Annotated in this window: 20 protein-coding genes; 6 read left to right on the forward strand and 14 right to left on the reverse strand. The window is 46.1% G+C overall.

What is annotated here, in order from left to right; all coding sequences use genetic code 11:
* Positions 1-7: 7 nt before the first annotated feature.
* The 3 genes from galK to galE all read right to left on the reverse strand — a co-directional run bounded on the left by galK (position 8) and on the right by galE (position 3,434).
* Positions 8-1,168, reverse strand: a complete 1,161-nt coding sequence (gene galK / locus R2S67_RS10170) for a galactokinase (RefSeq protein WP_317343650.1) — start codon at positions 1,166-1,168, stop codon at positions 8-10.
* 109 nt (positions 1,169-1,277) lie between these two features.
* The gene (locus tag R2S67_RS10175; RefSeq protein ID WP_317343653.1) at positions 1,278-2,330 is read right to left on the reverse strand and encodes a UDP-glucose--hexose-1-phosphate uridylyltransferase; all 1,053 of its coding nucleotides are present in this window, start codon (positions 2,328-2,330) and stop codon (positions 1,278-1,280) included.
* Between the two features lie 84 nt (positions 2,331-2,414).
* Entirely contained in the window at positions 2,415-3,434 is a 1,020-nt protein-coding gene (galE, locus tag R2S67_RS10180; protein ID WP_317343655.1) for a UDP-glucose 4-epimerase GalE, read from the reverse strand.
* 379 nt (positions 3,435-3,813) lie between these two features.
* Here galE and ebgR point away from each other — a divergent pair, with 379 nt between their 5' ends.
* The 4 genes from ebgR (at position 3,814) to R2S67_RS10200 (ending at position 10,214) form a co-directional block, all read left to right on the forward strand.
* A complete protein-coding gene (gene ebgR / locus R2S67_RS10185; protein WP_020835436.1) occupies positions 3,814-4,800 on the forward strand; it encodes a transcriptional regulator EbgR in 987 nt (328 codons plus the stop codon).
* Between the two features lie 347 nt (positions 4,801-5,147).
* On the forward strand, positions 5,148-8,246 hold the full coding sequence (gene ebgA, locus R2S67_RS10190; RefSeq protein ID WP_317343659.1) for a beta-galactosidase subunit alpha: 3,099 nt from the start codon (positions 5,148-5,150) through the stop codon (positions 8,244-8,246).
* Between the two features lie 3 nt (positions 8,247-8,249).
* Positions 8,250-8,702, forward strand: coding sequence for a beta-galactosidase subunit beta (locus tag R2S67_RS10195; protein WP_317343661.1), 453 nt, complete (start codon positions 8,250-8,252; stop codon positions 8,700-8,702).
* Positions 8,703-8,780: 78 nt separating this feature from the next.
* Entirely contained in the window at positions 8,781-10,214 is a 1,434-nt protein-coding gene (locus tag R2S67_RS10200; protein ID WP_006742400.1) for an amino acid permease, read from the forward strand.
* A 48-nt stretch (positions 10,215-10,262) separates the two neighbouring features.
* On the opposite strand, the gene R2S67_RS10205 is transcribed toward R2S67_RS10200, so the two are convergent.
* On the reverse strand, positions 10,263-11,183 hold the full coding sequence (locus R2S67_RS10205) for a LysR family transcriptional regulator (RefSeq protein ID WP_411057400.1): 921 nt from the start codon (positions 11,181-11,183) through the stop codon (positions 10,263-10,265).
* Between the two features lie 112 nt (positions 11,184-11,295).
* On the opposite strand from R2S67_RS10205, the gene chrA reads away from it, so the two are divergent.
* Together chrA and R2S67_RS10215 are read left to right on the forward strand one after the other, a co-directional pair.
* Positions 11,296-12,435 carry a chromate efflux transporter gene (chrA, locus tag R2S67_RS10210; protein ID WP_317343668.1) on the forward strand — a complete coding sequence of 380 codons (1,140 nt, stop codon included), beginning with the start codon at positions 11,296-11,298 and terminating at the stop codon, positions 12,433-12,435.
* A gap of 100 nt (positions 12,436-12,535) precedes the next feature.
* Entirely contained in the window at positions 12,536-13,651 is a 1,116-nt protein-coding gene (locus tag R2S67_RS10215) for a phosphatase PAP2 family protein (RefSeq protein WP_317343670.1), read from the forward strand.
* A 119-nt stretch (positions 13,652-13,770) separates the two neighbouring features.
* On the opposite strand, the gene R2S67_RS10220 is transcribed toward R2S67_RS10215, so the two are convergent.
* The 10 genes from R2S67_RS10220 to R2S67_RS10265 are packed head-to-tail and all read right to left on the reverse strand — an operon-like array spanning position 13,771 to position 23,382.
* Complete coding sequence (locus R2S67_RS10220) at positions 13,771-14,784, reverse strand: tetratricopeptide repeat protein (RefSeq protein WP_006742396.1); 1,014 nt, start codon at positions 14,782-14,784, stop codon at positions 13,771-13,773.
* Between the two features lie 20 nt (positions 14,785-14,804).
* Complete coding sequence (locus tag R2S67_RS10225) at positions 14,805-15,746, reverse strand: type II secretion system F family protein (RefSeq protein ID WP_047008928.1); 942 nt, start codon at positions 15,744-15,746, stop codon at positions 14,805-14,807.
* A gap of 2 nt (positions 15,747-15,748) precedes the next feature.
* Positions 15,749-16,717 carry a type II secretion system F family protein gene (locus tag R2S67_RS10230; RefSeq protein ID WP_006742394.1) on the reverse strand — a complete coding sequence of 323 codons (969 nt, stop codon included), beginning with the start codon at positions 16,715-16,717 and terminating at the stop codon, positions 15,749-15,751.
* Between the two features lie 9 nt (positions 16,718-16,726).
* Positions 16,727-18,172, reverse strand: a complete 1,446-nt coding sequence (locus tag R2S67_RS10235; RefSeq protein WP_006742393.1) for a CpaF family protein — start codon at positions 18,170-18,172, stop codon at positions 16,727-16,729.
* Between the two features lie 12 nt (positions 18,173-18,184).
* Positions 18,185-19,393: an AAA family ATPase gene (locus R2S67_RS10240; protein ID WP_006742392.1), complete on the reverse strand. Its 1,209-nt coding sequence runs from the start codon at positions 19,391-19,393 to the stop codon at positions 18,185-18,187.
* A gap of 12 nt (positions 19,394-19,405) precedes the next feature.
* Positions 19,406-19,924: a TadE/TadG family type IV pilus assembly protein gene (locus R2S67_RS10245; RefSeq protein WP_041852895.1), complete on the reverse strand. Its 519-nt coding sequence runs from the start codon at positions 19,922-19,924 to the stop codon at positions 19,406-19,408.
* Positions 19,921-20,385, reverse strand: coding sequence for a TadE/TadG family type IV pilus assembly protein (locus R2S67_RS10250; protein ID WP_012841464.1), 465 nt, complete (start codon positions 20,383-20,385; stop codon positions 19,921-19,923). The genes R2S67_RS10245 and R2S67_RS10250 overlap by 4 nt, the downstream gene beginning before the upstream one ends.
* A gap of 1 nt (position 20,386) precedes the next feature.
* Positions 20,387-21,655 (reverse strand): pilus assembly protein TadG-related protein, encoded by a 1,269-nt coding sequence (locus R2S67_RS10255; RefSeq protein ID WP_256951007.1) that lies wholly within the window; start codon positions 21,653-21,655, stop codon positions 20,387-20,389.
* 25 nt (positions 21,656-21,680) lie between these two features.
* Positions 21,681-21,905, reverse strand: a complete 225-nt coding sequence (locus R2S67_RS10260; RefSeq protein ID WP_012841463.1) for a hypothetical protein — start codon at positions 21,903-21,905, stop codon at positions 21,681-21,683.
* A gap of 13 nt (positions 21,906-21,918) precedes the next feature.
* Positions 21,919-23,382: a type II and III secretion system protein family protein gene (locus R2S67_RS10265; protein WP_006742390.1), complete on the reverse strand. Its 1,464-nt coding sequence runs from the start codon at positions 23,380-23,382 to the stop codon at positions 21,919-21,921.
* Between the last annotated feature and the right edge of the window lie 7 nt (positions 23,383-23,389).

Raw genomic sequence — 23,389 nt, forward strand, 5'->3', positions numbered from 1 at the left:
TCATTCCTTACAGCACTTCAACCAAACCCGCACCATTTTTGGCTTGGCAAACATAAATCGACTCTTTTAAGCACGTAGCCGCTTGGTACTTCGCTTCAACTGCCGCTTTCACGTCATCAACCAGTGCTGGCGGTACAAGTGCCACGATGCAACCACCAAAGCCACCGCCAGTCATGCGCACGCCGCCTTGATCGCCGATCACCTCTTTGACTATCTCCACCAGCGTATCGATTTCTTTTACCGTGATTTCGAAATCATCGCGCATCGATGCATGAGACTCGGCCATCAACTCACCCATGCGCTTCATGTCGTGTGCTCGTAGCGCTTGCGCCGCTTCCACAGTACGATCATTTTCTGTGATGACGTGACGAGCACGCTTGGCCACCATTTCATCCAGCTCAGCGACTTTCTCGTTGAACTGCTCAATCGTCACATCACGCAAAGCTTTCACACCGAAAATGCGCGCCGCTTCTTCACATTGCTGACGACGAGTGTTGTATTCACTGTCGACCAAACCACGTTTTTTATTCGAGTTGATGATCACGACTGCCATCTCTTCTGGCATGGAAACCGATTCCGTTTCTAGGCTACGGCAGTCCAATAGCATCGCGTGATTTTCACGCCCTTCCGCTGAAATCATTTGGTCCATGATGCCGCAGTTACAACCGACGAATTCGTTCTCAGCTTGCTGGCCGTTTAGCGCAATTTCCGCTTGGCTGATTTCTAGATTGAACAGCACTTTGAACGTTTGACCAATCACCACTTCCAACGCTGCCGACGAGCTTAAACCCGCACCTTGAGGCACGTTACCGCTAACAGAAATATCCGCACCAGTGAATTGGTAACCACGAACAAGAAGACACTTCACTACACCGCGAATGTAGTTCGCCCACATTTTGTCTTGCTGGAATGTGATTTCTTGCGTGATATCGAACTCATCAACGGCGTTGCCGTAATCCACAGAAACTACGCGCACTAGGTTGTCTTCACGCTTCGCTGCCGCCACAACGGTTTGGTAGTTGATCGCACATGGCAGTACAAAACCGTCGTTGTAATCAGTGTGCTCACCAATCAAGTTCACACGACCAGGTGCTTGGATAATATGGCTAGGTGCGTAGCCCAACACTTGCTCAAATGACGCTTTCACATTTTGGATAAGTTCAGACATAGGGACGTTCTCTTAAAATAGTAATTTGTGTGGGATAGCGCGTTGAGCCTAACTTTCTATCTGTAAAGTCGCGCTATCCCGTTATTCGTAATCAGTCCAATTTAAAGACTTAGCATTCTTTGTAATGGACATCACTCACATCACGCAGACGCTGCGCCGCTTGCTCTGCGGTAAGGTCACGTTGGCTTTCTGCCAGCATTTCGTAGCCCACCATGAACTTACGAACCGTGGCACTGCGCAGCAGTGGCGGATAAAAAAGTGCATGAAGCTGCCAATGGTCGATGTCTGTGCCTTGGTCAAAAAACGGCGCGTAGTGCCAGCCCATTGAATATGGGAATGAGCATTGGAATAAATTGTCGTAACGGCTGGTCAGCTTCTTGATCGCTCGCGCTAAATCGTCTCGTTGCTCATCGCTGAGTTCGCTCATGCGACGAATGTGCGTTTTCGGCAGCAACATGGTTTCGAACGGCCAAGCAGCCCAGTAAGGCACCACCGCCAACCAGTGTTCGGTTTCCACCACGATGCGTGAGCCGTCTTTGAGTTCCGCTTGCACGTAATCCACCAGCAAGTTGCTGCCGTGTTCTTGGTAGTAGGCTTTTAGGTTGTGCTCTTTACGCTCGATTTCATTTGGTAAGAAGCTGTTCGCCCAGATTTGACCGTGCGGATGAGGCTGAGAACAGCCCATGGTTTCGCCTTTGTTTTCGAACGCCTGAACCCAAACGTACTCTTTGCCGAGCTCTTCAATTTGCTCATTCCATGTATCTATCACGCCACGAATTTTATCCACTGGCAGCTCCGGTAAGGTTTCGCTGTGATCTGGCGAGAAGCAAATCACTCGGCTCAAACCACGCACGCCTTGCGTTTTGAATAGCGGGTTGTTTGACTCCGGTGCATCTGGTGAATCCACCATCAGCGCAGCAAAATCGTTATTGAACACATAGGTGCCTTGGTAATCTGGATTAACATCGCCAGAGATACGTTCGTTGGTTGGACAAAGGAAACATTTACCGTCATAGCCTGGTAGCTCATCCAATGCGGGCTTTTCATCTGCGCCGCTCCAAGGGCGTTTTGCACGGTGAGGTGAAACCAAAATCCATTGCCCAGTCAGAGGGTTGTAACGGCGGTGTGGATGATCCACTGGGTTAAATTCGATATTCGACATGTTACTTACTCAACTTTTAAGAACTCTTTCATCTGCATTTCTCAATGGAATTGGAAAGTGCAGACAACAATGCGGTGACGTAAACTACGCAGGGGAATAGCCACTAGGGTTATTTGACTGCCAGTGCCACGTATCGGCGGTCATTTCAGCTACCGTGCGTATTGCTTTCCAGCCTAGTTCACGCTCGGCTTTTTCCGTGCTTGCCCAACATTCAGCAATATCCCCAGGACGACGCGGGCATAACTCGTAAGGCACTGGTTTACCGCAAGCGGTCGCGAACGCATCCACCATCTCAAGTACGCTCGAGCCTTTACCTGTACCTAAGTTGTAAATGTGCAAACCCGATTTCTCACCCACCGATTTCAAAGCCGCAATATGGCCGTCGGCCAGATCCATCACATGGATGTAATCACGTACGCCAGTGCCGTCAGGGGTTGGATAGTCGCTACCGAATACCGCGAGTTTTTCTCGGCGGCCAACAGCGACTTGGGCGATAAATGGCATCAGGTTATTGGGAATTCCTTGTGGGTCTTCCCCCATGCTGCCCGATGGGTGCGCGCCAACTGGGTTGAAGTAACGCAGTAAGGTGATGCTCCAATCGTTTTCAGCATGGAACAGATCGCTTAAGCATTGCTCCACCATATATTTGCTGCGTCCGTATGGGTTGGTCGTTGCGCCTGTTGGCGAATCTTCCGTAATCGGCACTATTTCTGGGTCACCGTAAACCGTTGCCGATGAGCTGAATACGATGCTTTTCACGCCCGCTTTACGCATGCTGCGCGCCAACACCAATGAGCCATTGACGTTGTTGTCGTAGTACTCAAGTGGTTTTGCCACCGATTCGCCAACCGCTTTGAGGCCAGCAAAGTGGATCACGGCTTGGATGTCGTGCTGCGCGAACACCGTATCCAAAAATGCTTCGTCACGGATGTCACCTTGGTGGAACGCAGGCTGTTTGCCTGTCAGCGCTTCAATACGGTTTAACACTTCCAGTTTGGCGTTACACAAGTTATCAACGATGATAGGTTCCATTCCCGCTTCAATCATCTGAACGCAAGTGTGACTACCGATGTATCCCATACCGCCTGTGACAAGAACTTTCACTTTTGCTTCTCCACGTTTGCTGCTTTCTGTTCATACCTCACTCTGATGCGCTAAAAGCCAATCACCATTGCATCAAATCGGTACGCCCATTTCTTAACTGGCTAAAAGTCTAGCAACCAATCTCGATCCAGATCCGTGATCGAATTCAAATTGTGTAAACGTTTCCACAAAATTACAAAAAATCCTTATTTTAGATGCTGACTTTAGTTAAATTAAACCAGGAGGATGATGAGCAGTGAAGATGAGTCGAGCAGATACCGCTCTCTTTCGTGGATCGCACGATTTTACTAAAAGTTTGTGCATCCCTAAGTAGCTGTTTACAATAGCCAGATTATTGAGTTCTCACTTGGACTGTGAGCAATGCCAACGGGAAATGTACATGGCAACACTAAAAGATATCGCCACTGAAGCGGGCGTCTCACTTGCAACCGTATCGCGAGTTTTGAATGACGATCCGACGTTGAGCGTTAAAGAAGAAACCAAACGCCGCATTTTAGAAATCGCAGAAAAGCTGGAGTACCGCACCAGCAGCTCGAAGAAAACCACCAAAGAAGCCAAGCAAAAACATCACTTTTTGGCCTTGTACAATTACAAACAAGAAGCAGAAGTGAATGACCCGTACTACTTGTCGATTCGTCATGGGATTGAAACTCAGTGCGACAAACTCGGCATTACGCTAACCAATTGCTACAACAGCGAAATTGATGTTGAAACGCAAAAGATTACGGGTGTCCTTTTAGTCGGGAAAGTCGACCAAAAGGTGGTCAATAAGTTACCTAAACGCCTGGCCGATAGCATCTGTTACATTGACTTTTCAGATCCAACTAGTCCTTACGATTGCGTTGATATCGACCTTGTAAGAATCAGCAAGCAAGTGGTTGATTTCTTTGTGCAACAAGGCTACGAGCGCATCGGTTTTATTGGTGGACAAGACGAGCCCAACACCGCAGACATTCGTGAAAATGCGTTTGTGGACTACGGCAGTCTAAAAGGTGTGGTTTCTGAAGACGACATTTATCGTGGCGATTTCTCTAGCTTGTCCGGTTATGACTTAGCGAAAGAGATGCTGGCCAAAGGCGATTTCCCAAAAGCGATGTTCATTGCTTCGGACTCCATTGCGATTGGTGTGTTACGTGCAGTTCATGAGTTTGGTTTAAACATTCCTGATGATATTGCGCTGATCAGCGTGAACGACATCCCTACCGCGCGCTTTACCTTCCCACCTCTATCTACCGTTCGTATTCATTCTGAAATGATGGGGATTCAAGGCGTGAACTTGTTAGTAGAAAAATACCGTGACGGACGCGCACTGCCCCTTCAAGTGTACGTTCCAAGCAAGCTCAAGCTACGCGGCACAACTCGATAAAAACACCCTCAAAACTGTTCAAATAAAGCACTGAATTTTCAGTGCTTTTTTATTTCTTCTTTTATTTTCTACCGAATTTTTACTGTTTTTACTTTCCAAAACAATCTAGATCTCATTCCTTTACGCTGATCACATCTTGCTCAACATTGGTCATTTAAAACGTGACCAAGTTAAAGTAAAACGTTTTCATTGATTTATTTTAGTAAAACTTTTACTAATATCTTTCTCAGATTATTCATAAGCATTTTTCACAATACATCGGCCGTTATTTTTGCACTGATGTTGAGCCGCGATGAAACCAATCCGCACTCCAACATAAGCGCACCAAGCCGAGGGGAGATCAAAACGTGAACAATTGGGAAAACTTCCAACACTTACACGAGAATCGTATGGCACCGCGTGCGTACTTTTTCTCCTACGACTCTGTTCAGAGCGCACAAACCTTTCAACGTGAACTGAGTCGCCGCTTTATGTTGCTCAGCGGCCAATGGACATTCCGTTATTTCACCAACCCAATGTTGGTACCTGATGAGTTTTATTCACAAACAATGAACGACTGGGGACACATTACCGTCCCAAACATGTGGCAAATGGAAGGCCACGGCGATCTGCAATACACCGATGAAGGCTTCCCATTCCCGATCGACGTCCCGTTTGTACCAACCGACAACCCAACGGGCGCTTATCAACGCACATTTACACTTGGTCCACAGTGGGATAACCAACAAACCATCATCAAGTTCGATGGCGTGGAAACCTACTTTGAAGTGTACGTAAACGGCGAGTACGTCGGCTTTAGTAAAGGCAGCCGACTCACAGCGGAATTCGACATTTCCAAGTTCGTCCAACAAGGCGAAAACTTACTCTCTGTACGCGTAATGCAGTGGGCCGATTCCACTTACATTGAAGACCAAGACATGTGGTGGACGGCGGGGATCTTCCGTGATGTTTACCTAATCGGAAAAGAGAACATTCACGTCCAAGACCTAACAATTCGCACCGATTTCGCCGACGATTACCAAAGTGCGACGCTCAGTGCTCAAATCGAATTGGAAAACCTTTCCACCGCTATCACGTCTGGCTACACGCTGGAATACGCGCTGCATGACAAAGGCACTGTCGTAGCCAGAGGTCAATGCGATTCACTGACTATCCAAAAACACCACTCAACAAGCCTTGCGATTGATATGGTGAATCCAACGCATTGGACAGCTGAAAATCCTTACCTTTACCACTTGTTCATCACCTTAAAAGATCACCAAGGCAACGTAGTGGAAGTGATCCCACAACGCGTGGGTTTCCGTGACATCAAAGTGCGCGATGGCCTGTTTTACATCAACAATCAATACGTGATGCTGCATGGTGTAAACCGTCATGACAACGACCACCTAAAAGGTCGCGCAGTGGGCATGGACCGCGTGGAAAAAGATCTGATTTTGATGAAGCAACACAACATCAACTCAGTTCGCACCGCGCACTACCCGAACGACCCACGCTTCTACGATCTGTGTGATATTTACGGCCTGTTTGTGATGGCAGAAACCGATGTGGAAACCCACGGCTTTGCCAACGTTGGCGACCTGAGCCGTATCACCAATGATCCTGCTTGGGAAGCGGTGTTTGTTGATCGCGCAGTGCGCCATGTTCATGCGCAAAAGAACCACCCTTCTATCATCATGTGGTCACTCGGTAACGAATCAGGTTATGGCTGTAACATCCGTGCGATGTATACCGCGACCAAAGCAATTGATGACACCCGTTTGGTTCACTACGAAGAAGACCGCGATGCTGAAGTGGTCGATGTGATTTCGACGATGTACTCACGTGCTCAACTGATGAATTACTTTGGCGAACACCCACACGAGAAGCCACGCATTATCTGCGAATACGCACACGCGATGGGTAACGGACCGGGTGGTCTGACGGAATACCAAAACGTGTTCTATGCGCACGACCACATTCAAGGTCACTACGTTTGGGAATGGTGTGATCACGGCATTCTAGCGCGTGATGAACACGGTCAAGAGTTCTACAAATACGGCGGCGATTACGGCGACTATCCAAACAACTACAACTTCTGCATGGATGGTCTGATTTACCCAGATCAAACCCCGGGCCCAGGTCTCAAAGAGTACAAACAAGTCATTGCACCGGTGAAAATCCGCGCCGTCGAAGGTTGCCATGATCGCTTCATCGTTGAAAACAAATTGTGGTTCTCCAACCTCGATGATTACACCATTACTGCTGACGTGCGTGCCGAAGGTGAAACCCTGCGCAGCGTGCAATTCAAAGTCGAAGCTTTGGTCGCCAACAGCGAACGTGAAGTGACCATCGACTTGCCAGAATTGGATGAGCGCGAAGCCTTTGTTAACTTCACCGTACGCAAAGACAGTCGCACACTTTACAGCGAAGCCAACCATGAAATTGCGGTGTATCAGTTCCAACTGAAAGAAAAGACCGCGTCTGCACCTGCGTTCATCAATCGCAACGCACAACCTTTGGTGATTAACGAAAGCCGTTTGGAACACGTAATTGAAGGCCATAACTTCACGCTTACTTTCTCGAAAGTAAACGGCAAGCTGACTTCTTGGCGCGTAAATGGCGAAGAGATCATTCAATCTGAGCCGAGACTGAACTTCTTCAAACCGATGATTGATAACCACAAACAAGAGTATGAAGGTTTGTGGCACCCAGCGCATCTGCAAATCATGCAGGAGCACTTCCGCACACTTGCTGTGGAAGCAACTGATGATTCCGTCTTGATTACAACCACCAGCATCATTGCGCCGCCGGTCTTTGATTTTGGCATGCTTTGTACCTATCGCTATCAAATCAATGCTCAAGGCCATTTGAACGTGGAACTGAGTGGCGAGCGCTACGGCGACTACCCTCACGTGATTCCGGTCATCGGCTTGGATTTGGGCATCAACGGCAGCTTTGACCAAGTGAGTTACTACGGTCGCGGCCCTGAAGAAAACTATCAAGACAGCCGCCAAGCTAACCTCATTGATGTTTACCACAGCACCGTCGAGGACATGTTCGAGAACTACCCGTTCCCGCAAAACAACGGCAACCGCCAACACGTGCGCTGGGCATCGCTCACCAACCGTCATGGCACAGGGTTATTGGTGAAACCTCAGCAAGAAATCAACTTCAGCGCGTGGTTCTACACCAACCAAAACCTGCATCAAGCGCAACATACGATCGAGCTAGAAAAGAGTGGCTACATCACCCTCAACCTTGACCATCAAGTGATGGGGTTAGGCTCGAACTCATGGGGCAGCGAAGTGCTCGACTCTTACCGCGTGTACATGGACGAGTTCCGTTACGGTTTGACGCTGATGCCACTGCAAGCAGGCGATTGCAACGCACACGTGATGGCAAACCATGATTTCGACAACGCGTTTTTCACTCAAACCAATACTCAACCAGTCAACGAGGCGTAACCCATGATCGTGTTAGACAGCTTAGAGCAATTCAAACAGGTATATCGCAACGGTCGTAAATGGAACCGTTGTGTGGAAGCCATTGGCAACATCGGCAACATCAAAGATGGCGTGATGCACTCGATTGGCGATTCACTGGTTTACATGGTTGAAGATGGCATCGCGAAACAAACCGAAACGTTCATCGGTAACCGTCGTTACTTCGATGTGCATTACTACCTCGAAGGCCGAGAAACCATTGAGTTCGCGGATAAAACCGCGTTAACCCTAGAACAAGCTTATCGTGATGAAACTGACCGCGAATTTTTTTCTGGTCAGGGTGAAACACGTGAGCTTTGCGAAGGCCAAGTGGCGATTTTTGAAAACAGTGAAGCGTACCGCTTCCATGGAGACAACCGCGTAAGAAAAGTGGTGCTCAAAATGACCATCGAAGATGGCTACTTCCTAAATAAATAAAACAAGAGAAGGGCTGTGGTCACAGCATTACAAGCCCTTCCTCCCTACAATTCCAACGTGATTCACCGGAGATAGAACATGTCTGAATCCAAACGTAATACGATAGGCAAATTCGGGTTGTTGTCCCTCACCTTTGCTGCAGTATTTAGCTTTAATAACGTAATCAATAACAACATCGAGATCGGTCTAGCGTCTGCGCCAATGTTCTTTCTGGCGACCATTTTTTATTTCATCCCTTTCTGTTTGATCATCGCAGAATTCGTATCTCTGAATAAAGATTCTGAAGCGGGTGTCTACGCATGGGTAAAAAGCTCACTCGGCGGTCGCTGGGCGTTTATCTCTGCCTACACTTATTGGTTCGTTAACCTATTCTTCTTCACGTCTTTGCTACCGCGCGTTATCGCTTATGCGTCTTACGCGTTCTTAGGCTATGAATACATTCTGACGCCATTCACCACTACCGTGCTCAGTATGATTTTGTTTGCGTTTGCGACCTACGTATCGACAAACGGCGCGAAAATGTTGGGGCCAATTACGTCGGTGACCTCCTCCCTCATGCTGCTACTGACAATGTCGTACATTTTACTGGCTGGCGCAGCGTTGATCGGCGGCGTAGAACCGGCTGACCCAATTACTGTAGAAGCGATGATCCCTGATTTCAGCTGGGCATTTTTAGGCATTACTACATGGATCTTTATGGCGGCAGGCGGTGCGGAATCGGTCGCGGTTTACGTAAACGATGTGAAAGGCGGCTCGAAATCGTTTGTTAAAGTCATCATCATCGCAGGTATCTTTATCGGTGTGCTTTACTCAGTCGCGTCTGTTTTGATTAACGTGTTTGTTCCTAGCGAAACCCTAAAATACACGGGTGGCTCGGTACAAGTATTTGAAGGTTTGGCTGCGTACTTTGGTTTGCCAGAAGTATTGATGAACCGCTTCGTAGGCTTGGTATCCTTTACCGCTATGTTTGGCTCTCTACTGATGTGGACAGCAACGCCAGTGAAAATCTTCTTCTCTGAGATTCCAGAAGGCATTTTTGGTAAGAAAACCGTAGAGCTGAACGAAAACGGCGTACCAGCTCGCGCAGCTTGGTATCAGTTCCTTATCGTCATTCCATTGATGATCATCCCAACATTAGGTTCTAACACCGCTCAAGATTTGATGAATACCGTGATCAACATGACCGCTGCCGCCTCGATGCTGCCACCACTGTTCATCATGCTGGCGTACCTGAATCTGCGCTTGAAACTGGATCACGTCGAGCGTGATTTCAAAATGGGCTCACGCAAAATGGGCATCGCTACCGTATCGGTACTGATCGCTATCTTTACGGTTGGTTTCTTAGCATCGACCTTCCCTACTGGGGCCGACATCATGACCATCATTTTCTACAACGTTGGCGGTATCGTGATTTTCCTTGGCTTTGCTTGGTGGAAGTACAGCCAATACGAAAAATCATTGAATCAAGAAGAGCGTATAAAAGAAGCTGCGCCAGCTTCGCAAGCGGTATAATACAGACTCTCAATGACAAACATTCTGGGCACCCTTTGGTGCCCTTTTTTATATGTGAGAGGTGATGGTCGAAGAAACCAGCTCGCGTAGCCAAATGCCTTTGTCTTCATTGTTTCGGCTGGAATGCCACAGCATGGCAATATCAAAATCCGCAACGGCGATCGGCGGCTTAACAGTAATGAGATCGTCCGAAAAGCCCTCCGCCAACGCCATTTTTTCTGGCACGATGGCAATGAGATCGCGCTTTTTCAATAGATGCCGAATCGTGAGAAAGTTGCGCGACGCCACGGTGACTTTACGGCTCAAGCCATGTTCTGCGAGCTTTTGGTCTACTTGTGTCTTTAAGCTCCCATCGGGACTTACCAGAGCTTGCTCTATGTTCGCGAACGCTTCCAGAGACAGCTGTGTTTCCCCTTTCAATACCTGTTTATCACACATACACACGTGTTTTTCCGTGTACAAGTACAAGCTCTCAAAGTTGTCATCCAACACCGGCATGCTGCCAATAATGACATCGAGCTTTTCGTGCTCAGTTAATGCCACGTAGTTGCTACGATTGACGTTAATAAAACTGATCTGGGCCTCTGGTGCGCGCTGGCGTATTTCGTCATAAAGCAGAGGAGCAAAAATAAACTCGGCATAATCCGTTAACCCAATGCGACATACACCCGCGTAATTTTCAGGCTGGAAGGCAGACTTAGTGAGCAAGTCTTTGGCGATAGAGTCCAGCAAATGATGCACGGTTGGCGCGATGTGGTGAGCGTGCTCGGTGGGCTCCATCTTGTGCCCTTTTCGCTCAAAAAGCGGGTCATCAAACAACAACCTTAAACGAGACAAACTATGGCTCATCGCCGACTGGCTAACGTAACTTTTCTCTGCCGCGATGCTAACGCTTCGATGGCGATACAAGTAAGAAAACGTCACCAATAAGTTCAAGTCAATGTTGCGCCACTGAATGTCCTCTTTCACCTCAGCCCCCTTATCCCATTTCATTCATAAATGAAATTAAATTTATCAATTTGAGTCATTTTAGAGCATCCGATAAATTAGCAACAATGCTTTTTAGATAAACAGGCTCGACATGTTCACCATCTTCAAAACTTTTTTCTGGCTGGGTTGGTTCAGCTTCGGCGGCCCTGCGGCTCATATTGGTTATTTTCGCCAAACCTTTGTTGAGAAACTGAAATGGCTTGATGACAGCGAGTACGCACAAATCGTCGCGCTCAGTCAGTTTTTGCCGGGACCCGGCTCAAGCCAAGTCGGCTTTGCTTTAGGCTATAAACGCGGCGGTTTAAGTGGCGCATGCGCAGCATTTGTCGGATTCACGCTTCCTTCGGTAATCATCATGTTGGCACTGGCGATGGTGAGCAGCCAAATCACCGACACCGCTGTGTTTCAAAACATAGTCCACGGCCTAAAACTGCTCGCAGTCGTGGTCGTGGCGGATGCGACTTGGGGCATGTACAAAAACTTCTGCCAAAGCAAACTAACCGCGGGTTTGTGCGTCGCGACTGCGATTGCGTTGCTGGTGGCACCAAGCATCATGACGCAAATGTTCGTGTTGCTCGCAGCAGGTTTTGTCGGCATGCGATATCTGAAGAAAGACTCCGCGCCATCAGCCGAGCAGTTTAAACCGTCTATCGCGCCATTGACTCTATTTGCTGTGCTTTTACTCGGCTTACCGTTAGTAGCTCATACGTTGCCTTTGCTTGGGCTGTTTAGTGATTTTTTCCAAGCTGGTAGCTTAGTGTTTGGTGGCGGTCATGTGGTGCTGCCGCTTCTGCAAAACATTGTTGGCGACCAGCTCAGCCAAGATGCATTTTTAACAGGCTACGCCGCTGCACAAGCTGTACCGGGGCCAATGTTCACCTTTGCGACTTTTATCGGTTATGAGCTTTCGGATACGCCAATTTTAGGTGCGCTGATCGCAACGCTTGGCGTATTCCTCCCAGGGTTTCTTTTACTGCTTGGCGTTCTTAAAAACTGGCAAGCACTGGCAGGCAAACCGCTGGTCTCCGGCGCCATCAACGGTGTAAATGCCTCAGTTGTAGGGTTGCTACTCGCGGCACTTTACCAGCCAGTATTTAGCAGCGCAGTTGTTGCTCCCATCGACATGGCGTTAGTGATTGCGGGTTTCTATCTACACAAAAAGGTCAACCTATCGGTGCTATGGATGATCGTGTTTTTTGTGGCAGCAGGCCTTGTCACGGGCATGATGTAAAAATCTTAAGCGACAAACTCTTAGCGGGCACTTAAATACAAGTGCCCGTTTTCTCAACTAAGCTTAATGACATTGGAAGGATAGAGATGATGGATCGTCGATGGAACAAGACAACAATTACCAGATCAACGTAAGTTGGCAGCAAAAAGCAGCGACTTGGCTCCAGTCTATGAAGAACGAGTTATTGATCGATAAGATTTTCTACACCTATTGCTTTATCTCGACTACTGTCATTTATCTTTGTTCTTTATATCTCGATTTCCCTATTGATTACTCTTTTACCACTTACCTTGAAACGCTCATGCAAGCTTTGTATGTCACAGGTTTAAGCTGGTGTATCTATTATTATTTCTATCTCATACTGCGCAAAGAAAAACAGCCAGCAAAGCGCTTCATACGAAAACTGAAGCATCTTATTTTTCCACTGCACCGCCCTGTATCAGTATTTGTTTCGATGATGGCACTTAACCTGATTTTCTCTAACCACACGTTTTTGAAATCGCTTATTCCAATCATCAATCCTTTTAAATGGGATCTAACCTTTGCGAATATTGATACGCTGTTGCACTTCGGCGTTGCACCTTGGGAATTGACCCATGCATTATTCTCCAATGCTTGGGCCTCACTGGTGCTAAACGTTGCCTACAACGCATGGTTTTTTTGTATGTGGGGTATACTCATCTTTTTCCTTATCTACAAAAAATACCCGTTGGTAAGGCAACAATTTTTACTCACGTTCGCATTGTCTTGGATGATTCTTGGTGTCTTCTTCGCCACGTTACTCTCTTCAGCAGGTCCTTGCTACGTGGAGCTTATCACTGGAGATGAACAGTTTGTTCCTCTGATGAAAACGCTCGAAACCCAAAACCACTATCTTACCAATGTGGACGCTGGGCAATTGTGGGCATTGCCTACACAGCAATATCTTTGGGATGAGTACATCGCGAATGCCAATGGTATTGGTTCTGGTATTTCGGCAATGCCGAGTTTGCACGTCTCCATTGCTGTTTTGATGGCGCTATCAATTTATAGACTCAACAAAACCATCGGCTACTTTGCTTACGCTTTCGCCGTCATCATTCAAATCGGTTCGGTACATTTAGCGTGGCATTATGCGATTGATGGCTACCTCGCAACACTCTTGACGGTGATGTTATGGAAGATAGTTGGTTGGGCTTTGCGGCGCTATGCTTCTTACCCTGAAAGAAGCGAATGAACGGCTAATTGAACAAACAATTTTACAACGGCACTACTCCCCCGAAATGAAAAAGTCCCCAAAAATGAAAAAGCCACTCCATCTTGCTGAGTGGCTTTCTTTTTAAAGAGGCTGTGAAGTTATTGGAGAAGCGCGGTAGAGGTATCCCCTCGCTCTCTGACCATTGCTAATGCTCGCTCTAAGTTTTTATTTGCCAGTTCATAGTAGGCAGGGTTCTTATCAATAGCCTGTTGTAGATAAGGAATCGCCTCACCTGGTTTGCCTTGAAGGATCAAGAAGTAACCAACATTGTTGAGTGCTTCCGGCTCTGTCATGTGTCGACTAAAAATACTCAGCGCTTGTCGTGGTTGATCTTTTGCGAGTGCAATGAGACCCAGGTTATTGATTCCCTTTTCATCCCCCGGCTTAATGCTCAGCGCAGCTTGAGTAAAGTGCGCCGCTTTTGAATAAGCTTTTTCCATGTAGTAGGAATAGCCTAGGCTGACTAAAGCATTGACGTTTCTTGAATCAATATCCAACGCTTTTCTAATTAATGCCTGCGCAATATCGTGGTCGCCACGAATGTCGTAAAGTACACCTAGACCAGAGTAAGCAGAAACCGGTGATTTATCATCATAGCGATACGTTGCAACGCTCTCAGCTGTAATGTTGTCTTTGGTGATAATAGGATCGCCATCCATACGAATTTGGTCAGCGTTCAAAGCGCGGATGTAGTAACTCTTCCCGACGTCCTTTTCGCCACGTTTCGTATATAGAGTGCCAAGTTCTGTGAGGGAACCAATGTGATCAGGGTTCTCTGCTAAAGATGCTCGAAATGATTTATCCGCAAGTTCTGAATTCTCTCTTGCCAAATGGATACGCCCCACGGTGTATAACGTTTTGTCTTTATGGACCGCGTTAGGAAAAGAGAGCGAGCGAATGTATTCATACAACGCTAAGTCGACATTTTTATTGCTTAATGCAATATCCCCTCGAGAGATTGCCTCCTCCTCTGTTTTTGGAGGTTCATCATTGGTGAGTGACTCAACGGGCTTACCTGAGTACAGCGTTGAATCGAAGTCTGATGACTGTTCAGTTGTTGAACATGCGGTAAGCACCAACAACGAGATGATGACGTATTTCTTAATCCACATAACGATCCCTATTTTGCTTTTTAATTAGAAAATGCCTCAGCCAATGAAATTAACGCAGGTCCAATAGCCACGATGAAAAAACATGGCCAAATAAACAGCACCATTGGAAACATCATTTTGACTGGGATTTTTGCAGCAATTTCTTCTGCAGCTTGTTGACGCTTATCCCTATAGTCTTCGGTATACTCACGCAAGGAGTTGACTAAGCTCCCACCTATTCGAGAGGCGTGGCTAAGCATGCTCACCAGCCCCATCAATTCTTCTAACCCTGTCCTTAATACTAGCTCTCTTAAGGCTTCAGGCATTGGTTTACCCGCTTTAATTTTGTTGCACACCGTGTCGATTTCATCGGCAAGCTCTGGGTGAGATATAACCAGCTCGTCTGCAACGCGACGCAAAGCTGCATTAAAGCCAAGCCCTGACTCGGTACAAACCACCAGCAAATCGAGCATGTCGGGCACACCTGCACGAATCGCTTGCTGACGCTTGTTGACCATTCGGCGCAAAATAAAATCAGGAATCAGAAGCCCAATAAATACGGATAACGCCATGTAGGTGTACAGATATTTAGATTCCGGAATAGAGAAATACACCAGTGCCGCCACCATCACACCTAGTATTGTTGTGACCGATTTAATGGCATAAAACATCGACAATGCATTGCTTTCATGAAACCCAGCATGCATCAGTTTATTGCGTGTCGTTTGGCGCTCTTTTTCACTGGTTGGCGAAGTTAAAGGCGCTAACGACTCCAATGTGTCAGCCATTTTTTTGTTGTGGTGAGAGACTTCTTTTTTGTCGCCAGACAGTTCGGCTAACTTTCTTTTAATTGGCGAATTAACCCCAATAATTATCGAGCCTAGCGTCATCACCACCAACACGGTGGTGATGAGGATCAACCCCATGAGTAACGTCTCTTGGCCGACAGCAAAACCGTTTAACCATCCTTGAATGCTTTCCATAGCTACACCTCAATATTGACGATTTTACGAATCCACAGCGTCCCGATAAATAAGGCCACCATCCCACCAATCACCATTTTGATCCCCATTGGGTGCGTATGAAGCAGCTCAATATACTCAGGCCGAACGAGTGAAATGATGACGTACAACCCAAAAGGCGCTAATACTAATACCCATGCCGACATTCGAGATTCCGCAGAAATGGTTTTGATTTTTCGAGCGAGTTTGAAACGAGCACGTAGGATATGAGAGAGCTTTTCAATGTTTTCGACTAAATTACCACCCGTTTCTTTTTGCAGTAACACCGCACTCGAGAAAGCAAGCATGGATACCGTAGGGGTTCTTTCCGACATTTGCATAATCGCCAAGCGGAGGTCATAACCATAGTTGAGTAAGTTAAAGGTATTCATGAACTCAGGGCCAAGCGGCGCACTGACCTCTCTGCCTACTTCCCCAAACGCCTGTGTAATTGGCTGACCGGCCTGTAGTACACGCTTAATGATATCGAGCGCCTCTGGCAGTTGCTCTTCGAACTTCATTAAACGATCTGCAATTCTTTTCTGTAGGTAGAAGTAAACCGACACCCAACAAGCGACAGCAACACCGGCACAGAGGTACCAAACTTGCCCGAATAAGAACAGAAATAGCCCAACCGCAACCCCACCGAGGAAGGTGAGAAAAATAAACCGACTGAACCCCATGTGTATCCCAGCCAATTCCAACTTCTTCTTAAAGTTATCGAATAGGCTGAACCTCACAAGCCATCGCTCTAATGGAGAAAGGTTTTTGAGCGAGTTTTCCCTTAGTAGGGAAATACTCTCTTGATCGATGTGTTTATGACTTTCGTGTATCCGCTTAATTAACTGCTTATGCTTAACCTTTTTACCCGCAGAAGGCAGAATTAACGCCTGGCTAATAAAGAATACGGACAAAAAAAGCAGCACAAGAAAAAGGGGGAATTGACTATCCATAGCAATCTCCTAACGGGCTTTTTCATTGAATATTTCAAATGGTACGTCTAAGCCTCGTTTTACTAATTGGTCATGACAGCTTGGTACAATCCCTGTTGCCATGTAATCACCTAACACATTACCTTCTTGATCGACCCCTCTTCTTTGGAAGGTGAAGATCTCCGACATGGTGATAACGTCGCCTTCCATGCCATTGATTTCTTGTACGCTGACCATGCGGCGTTTACCGTCTTCTTGGCGATCCATTTGCACGACAATATTGATGGCGGAGGCAATCTGCGCTCTCAAGTTTTTGGTCGACACATTCCAACCCGCCATCGAGAACATATTCTCAATACGGCTCAACGCATCCCTTGGTGTGTTAGCGTGAATGGTGGCCAGCGACCCATCATGACCCGTGTTCATTGCCGATAACATATCCACCGCTTCTGAGCCACGAACCTCACCAACAACTATCCGGTCAGGACGCATACGTAGCGAGTTTTTCACTAAATCGCGCTGAGATATTTCACCTTTACCCTCGATATTAGAAGGACGTGTTTCTAAGCGGATAATATGTGGTTGTTGGAGTTGTAACTCTGCCGAATCCTCAATGGTCACAATACGTTGATCACTTGGAATGAAGCCCGACAAAATATTCAGCGTGGTTGTTTTACCAGAGCCTGTACCACCAGATATCAGGATATTCATTTCCCCCACAACCGCAGCATTGAGAAACTTCGCCATCTCTGGAGATAACGAACCAAGCTCTAATAGGTTATCCATATTCAAACGTTCAACTGCAAAACGTCGAATAGAAACGGAAGGGCCATCAATGGCAAGAGGAGGAATAATCGCATTGAAACGCGAACCGTCTTTGAGTCGAGCATCCACCATTGGTGATGCTTCATCGATTCTTCGTCCAACCTGGCTAACAATGCGGTCAATGATGTTGCGCAGATGGCGCTCATCTAAGAAGGTATGTGGCGTTTTCTCGAGCTTACCAAAACGTTCGACAAAGATATTTTTCGGACCATTGACCAAGATATCTGAGATCGTTGGGTCTTCAAGCAGCGGTTCCAGCGGCCCTAGGCCAAACACTTCATCTTCAATTTGATGGATTACGCGATTGCGAGCTTCAGAGCTCAACGGGTGTGTTTGATCTTCAGCAATGAGCTGAACGACCGCTTCGCGTAACTCCTCTTTCGCGCGATCTTCTTGCAAGTGCGATAGAAGCCCGAGATCCAAGGTATCCAGTAGCTTTTTGTGATAGTAGTGTTTGATCGAGAGATCTTGTTCTAGCTGTTTTTTCTGCTCCTCGATCGCTTTCATCTTGGCTTCAACAGGCGATAAAGCCCTTTGCTCATCTGACGTATCTTCGTCAGATTTTGCCAACTCGACATTCACAACTTTGGATTCTTTTGTTTCATCTACGGAATTGAAAGAACTCCCGACGCCTTTCCGTTTGAAAAACATAACTCCCCCTTACTAAGAAAATAGTTTTTTGATCCAACTTTGATTCTCTTTGGTCGGACTTTCTAATAAGTGCGATATTTCAGCCAAAGAAGCTTTCAGCGCACTATTTTTCTTAGATTGAACAATTGGGTTACCCAAATTAGCGCTCTCGATAGCAATAGCAAAATTATTAGGTACTAAATGTATCGCATGTCCACTAACTGCATTTTCAATGTCTTTCAAAGATATTGTTGATTTCTTTTCAAAACGATTAACAATCAGTTCAACCTGATGACTACTTAAACCATAGTCTAATTCTAAAGAACGTATGTAGCTGACAGCATGCTTAACCGAAGTAACATTCTGCTGCATAATTAAAAAGATATGCGTAGCCGGAGAAACAATTTGTTGATAAACATGCTCAACACCATGAGACAAATCCACAATAATATGTGAGTAAAACTGTCTCAGAATAGGTAATAACTTACTGACTTGAACTGCGTGTTTATGATTATCCTTGGTATCATTTTGGTTAAAACATAAATAATTCAAACCTGAAGGATGTTGATATACGAGACCTTCTAGTGATAACTCATCCAAATCATTAACAGAATCAATCACATCATTAATATTGTATTTTGGCTTACAGTTTAAATAATCGGCCGCATCACTAAACTGCATATCTAAGTCAATGAGCAATACTTTACTCTTCGCGTAACTTGACAGTTCTATCGCGGTGTTGATCGCCAGTGTTGTTGCACCCGAACCACCTTTTGTATTGATAAATAAAGTTAAATCGCCCATTTGTTTATTGGCAATCTTTTCATCCGCGGTCGATTTTAATAGCGGATAAAGCTCACCAAGATCAACAGAACGCGACAAATAGTCTGTTGCGCCAAGCCTCAATGCCATTTTGAGAGATGCAGTATCGTTTTCATCACCAAAGACAATCAAAGCGGTGTGATTATGCTGTAAGCTACTGTCACTAGAGTACACATGAGCCACTTTCTGCGCCCAACTTTCACCGGTTTCAATATAAATAAGATCGGGAATTTGCTTATTTTTAACAAAGTCTAAATTAAAAGACTCTAGCTCTATCCAATCAATATTTAGATTGACACATTCGGATAATTCATCAGCAATATGAATTTTAAAGTTTGACGTAGAATAAACTATCCAAACAATCAAGTTAGTTTTTAAACTTTTATATGTTTCTTCATTTATTTTAACTGGTTTCAACATAAAGCTACTCCATTAGCAATCCGTAATGACATTGGTCCCTTCGGGTCTAAGTATTCCTAAACTCTCTGCAGGCAATATAGTTTCAAAAGCTGGAGTACTCCCTACTGCATTAATTAAAGCAGCTAAAACAAAAAACTGAAAAGTATAATTCACCGCTCTTGCTCGAACATATTTAATTTGAGAAAACTGCGCATTTAATACGTCATTAGACGCAGGAGGGGTAGAAAGAAAGCCTGATACATCAACACTTGCACCAGCTTCATCAAGATAATCTATCTGTAAATTACTCGCAGAAAAGCCTGATGGGTAGAGATCTGATACAGCTGGTAAGTTAGGAATGTCATCCCTATCAGCGATATAGCACACGGTGGCAAGCCTCGCAGCTCTTCGTGTTACTTCATTGACCATTTGCACCGAAAAGAAATAGATCGCAAACTCGATGATCAAAAACAGGACTAATATAACGGCCAAAGCGATTACCGAGAACTCAAGCTGAGTCACTCCTTTTTGTTTCGTTATCAATCGTTTCATGGGCCTGTCCTCATAGACGTGGTCGCCCCAATGCTAAATTGCAAAGAAGTGCTCGAAAAAGGTAAAGTCGAGAATATCGGCACGTAATTGTAAGTCGCCGATAGAGTGACCACCTTATTGGTACTCGTTGGTTGGGTAATGACAATATCATCCACACTGATATGGTCTATCACAGGTGTAGTAGAGGCAATTGGGCTTCCATACACAACGACATTCTTGATACTGGTTTCGTCAGCAATTGACTCAAAGTTCAACGTGCCGTACGTATCAACGACGGCATACCTTGCCCCATTCTGCAGCGCTTTATTGACCTCGGTATACTGAATAAAAGCTCGGCTCACATCGATCACTAAAACGGTTAGCATCAATAGCACTGGCAAGGCGAGAATAAACTCTATGATTGCCAGCCCTTGTTGACTGCAAATATTTGGCCTTTGATGCTTTCTATTTGAATACAACATATCAAGAGGCCCCGCTAAACGGATCTTTGTATAGCTGGATGCGGTAGAAGCCTTTATCTGTCGGATCCGTGCCAGTCGAACCATTATTAATTAAACAATCATAAAGAAACTGCCCAAACACTGATGATTGACCTGAGTTACTGACTTTTTGTAGTAAAAAGAAGCAACCAAAGCCCAAAACATCAAAGTCAGACTTACCTGTCGAGGCCGTACAATCTACGATAGGGATACGCAAAATACGGCGTCCGTTCAGACCACCATCACCTGTATAACTACTGCCATCACAAGCACCACCGCTTTCACAAGAGCTTAGCTCCTGACGATAGTTGGCGTAATACAGGTCGCCTGCGTACTCCGCATCGGTCTCAGCCAAAACATCGGGCTCTCTCACGTATTTGTCTGGTAAAACCGTTCCGTCATTTTTAATCGGTCCCGAAAAGTCGTTGAGCCTCACATTCAGTCCCTGTGCAACTGGACCTGCACTATTACCTGGTTTAGTCGTAACGGTATCGCCAATTGAAGCGCAACCGTTGTAAGCACCAGACAATGCATCACGAACCAAGGCCGCACCACTATTACCCGTTCCTTGCCCAAAATCGAGCAACTGAAAGTTCCCGGGTCCCATATCGGTGTTATTCTGATCCCCGACTTTCAGCTCATGCACTAGAGAAGGATCCATATCTACATTAGGGTCGTAACCCGGCGGACGATACCCCCATGCATCACTCACATCACCAGCAGGATCACCACACATGGCGATTGGCGTTAAATTACACGTATATGCAATAGCCGCACTTCGCCCCGCAACCGCACTCGCAGAGACCTCTTTATTAATCCCAAACAAACCACTCAAATACTGCGTTAGGCTAATATCGGTGACCGCTACGCGGACATAAATATCGTACTCCCCCAATGGCGGTGTAAAACTTGCTGCAGTTACAAACGTCTGCATATCATGCGAGAATGTCACCGCTGTATTACTGTCACTAAACGTCAGCTCAGAATTTCCAGGCTCGGTTGATATTCCACTAAGCGTTGTTCTCACTGCTGTTTCAGCCTGATTCACATCCTCTGTCTTATCGGCAACGACAGCACCTGCAAGGGCCGCAGTATCGACCGCATTCTGTAAACGTGTTTTATTAAGAACTTGGTGGTTTAAATCAATACCAAACGCCGCAACGCCTAGCAGAATCAACAAAACCAAGCTTATCAACACTAAGGTAATCCCTTTCTGGGTTCGCCTTGGTGCTATATGCATATTCCTTCGCATAGCCCCTCCTAAGTGAACATATCACTTACTCATCTTTGGCTACCCCGTTGTTGTTATATACCTCTAAGCTAACTTGTGTACGCTCACCACTACCTTCCGGTAAATAACCCAAATTCTCATACCACGCCTCTGGATTAAGAGTTTGTTCAGCGCGCAACTGGCTAACCGAGATACCAAGCTCGGGGTCATTCGCACAGCCAAACAAGCCGAATGATGTGAAACAAATGGTCATTATCATTATGCTTTTCATCTTGCTCTCCCACTTATAGACTGTGCCCAAACTTGCCCTCAGAGCCACCTTCTGACGAACCGTATTGAATAAAGTTGTTGTTAGTATCTTCTTCGCTGATGTCGTTTAGCTGGTATCTATCAAAATCCAACTCAGCACCTTTACCAAGCAAATAGAACTCCACATCGTTCGGAGCCACAAAGCCATCCGTTGGCAGTGTGATTCGACGTCGATCGATTGGGGTTGCTAATCGAGGGGTGACCAGAATGACAAGTTCTGTTTCCCCTGAGGTAAATTCTTCACTCTTGAACAAGCGTCCCAATACAGGTAAATCACTCGCTCCAGGTATGCCATCCGCGACATTACGTGCGTTTTCACTCAATAAGCCTGCAATACCAATGGTTTGACCATCAGCTAGCTCAATCGTCGTGCCAGCACTTCGTTTGGTGATTGGCGGAATAAAGAACGTGGCATTCACTTCGTTTGGATTAAACGTCAGCACACCTGAGTTGGAGATTTCACTCACATTGACGTTCAATTTGAGGTTGATTCTCTTATCACTCAAAATAAACGGAACGAAGTCGAGTTGAACACCGTACTCTTTATAATCGATGGTAATACCATCTTCATTTGGTACTGGAATTGGGAATTCACCACCAGCGACAAACTCGGCTTGCGTACCACTTAATGCGGTAAGGCTAGGCTCTGCCAACACTTTCGCCACGCCATTTTGTTTCGCCACATCAAGCGCGAAGGTAAACAAGGTATTGCTATCGATAAACGACCCTAGAAAACCGAAATCTTCGACTGTTGGGACGTTCAAAATCGGTCCAATGCCATCAATACCACCACCAGCAGTCGTACCACCCCAGGTAAAGTCTCCACTTCTTTGGAAAAAGTGGAAGTTTGAGTCAAAACGTCTTACCAGTGTGCGCTGCACTTCGGCAACGGTCACTTCTAGCGTCACCTGTTGAGCCCCGCCAATAGAAAGTAGATTGATCACCATGCTGTCATCATCTTTAGAGCTGTCATCTTCTTCATCTGCCGCTTCACCCAAAGCGAAGGTTTCAGCAATTTTGACCGCAGTGTCCATGTTTTGCTGACTGCTGACCAAGCCTCTAAGTACCACTTTTTCTTGCGCACTGTGCACTTCGATATTTTCATCCGGCAAGAACTGATAAAGCTTCGACTTAAGCGTGTTTAGATCATGCGTGACTTCCACGTTAAACTGCTCAATTAACCGGCCTCGGCGATCCCACACCGACACATTCGTGGTACCTAACTTCTTACCAATAAGAAACAGCTCGTTCGATCTGAGCACTAAAATATCCAAGACTTCTGGATCCCCTAACGTCACTTTCTTCGCTTGGCCGGATATCATCAATTGGGTTGATTGGTGATGCGCAACGGTCACGACTTTTCCTGACTGCACCGTGGCTGCGTTAACAGACAAGCTGACAAAAAGTAACTGGCTAACGAGTAATATTATTGTTTTCATAATTCAC

The sequence above is a fragment of the Vibrio sp. T13N genome, assembly GCF_032970445.1.
GTDB classification, from domain to species: Bacteria; Pseudomonadota; Gammaproteobacteria; order Enterobacterales; family Vibrionaceae; genus Vibrio; species Vibrio diabolicus.

What these genes read in the sequence shown, in the direction of transcription:
- R2S67_RS10230 (WP_006742394.1), bottom strand. Translation starts at nt 16,717, where the DNA reads ATGGATAGTCAATTCCCCCTTTTTCTTGTGCTGCTTTTTTTGTCCGTA.
- R2S67_RS10215 (WP_317343670.1), top strand. Translation starts at nt 12,536, where the DNA reads ATGGAACAAGACAACAATTACCAGATCAACGTAAGTTGGCAGCAAAAA.
- galK (WP_317343650.1), bottom strand. Translation starts at nt 1,168, where the DNA reads ATGTCTGAACTTATCCAAAATGTGAAAGCGTCATTTGAGCAAGTGTTG.
- R2S67_RS10220 (WP_006742396.1), bottom strand. Translation starts at nt 14,784, where the DNA reads ATGTGGATTAAGAAATACGTCATCATCTCGTTGTTGGTGCTTACCGCA.
- R2S67_RS10225 (WP_047008928.1), bottom strand. Translation starts at nt 15,746, where the DNA reads ATGGAAAGCATTCAAGGATGGTTAAACGGTTTTGCTGTCGGCCAAGAG.
- R2S67_RS10250 (WP_012841464.1), bottom strand. Translation starts at nt 20,385, where the DNA reads ATGTTGTATTCAAATAGAAAGCATCAAAGGCCAAATATTTGCAGTCAA.
- R2S67_RS10245 (WP_041852895.1), bottom strand. Translation starts at nt 19,924, where the DNA reads ATGAAACGATTGATAACGAAACAAAAAGGAGTGACTCAGCTTGAGTTC.
- R2S67_RS10175 (WP_317343653.1), bottom strand. Translation starts at nt 2,330, where the DNA reads ATGTCGAATATCGAATTTAACCCAGTGGATCATCCACACCGCCGTTAC.
- R2S67_RS10240 (WP_006742392.1), bottom strand. Translation starts at nt 19,393, where the DNA reads ATGTTGAAACCAGTTAAAATAAATGAAGAAACATATAAAAGTTTAAAA.
- R2S67_RS10260 (WP_012841463.1), bottom strand. Translation starts at nt 21,905, where the DNA reads ATGAAAAGCATAATGATAATGACCATTTGTTTCACATCATTCGGCTTG.
- chrA (WP_317343668.1), top strand. Translation starts at nt 11,296, where the DNA reads ATGTTCACCATCTTCAAAACTTTTTTCTGGCTGGGTTGGTTCAGCTTC.
- ebgR (WP_020835436.1), top strand. Translation starts at nt 3,814, where the DNA reads ATGGCAACACTAAAAGATATCGCCACTGAAGCGGGCGTCTCACTTGCA.
- R2S67_RS10235 (WP_006742393.1), bottom strand. Translation starts at nt 18,172, where the DNA reads ATGTTTTTCAAACGGAAAGGCGTCGGGAGTTCTTTCAATTCCGTAGAT.
- R2S67_RS10195 (WP_317343661.1), top strand. Translation starts at nt 8,250, where the DNA reads ATGATCGTGTTAGACAGCTTAGAGCAATTCAAACAGGTATATCGCAAC.
- R2S67_RS10255 (WP_256951007.1), bottom strand. Translation starts at nt 21,655, where the DNA reads ATGCGAAGGAATATGCATATAGCACCAAGGCGAACCCAGAAAGGGATT.
- R2S67_RS10265 (WP_006742390.1), bottom strand. Translation starts at nt 23,382, where the DNA reads ATGAAAACAATAATATTACTCGTTAGCCAGTTACTTTTTGTCAGCTTG.
- R2S67_RS10200 (WP_006742400.1), top strand. Translation starts at nt 8,781, where the DNA reads ATGTCTGAATCCAAACGTAATACGATAGGCAAATTCGGGTTGTTGTCC.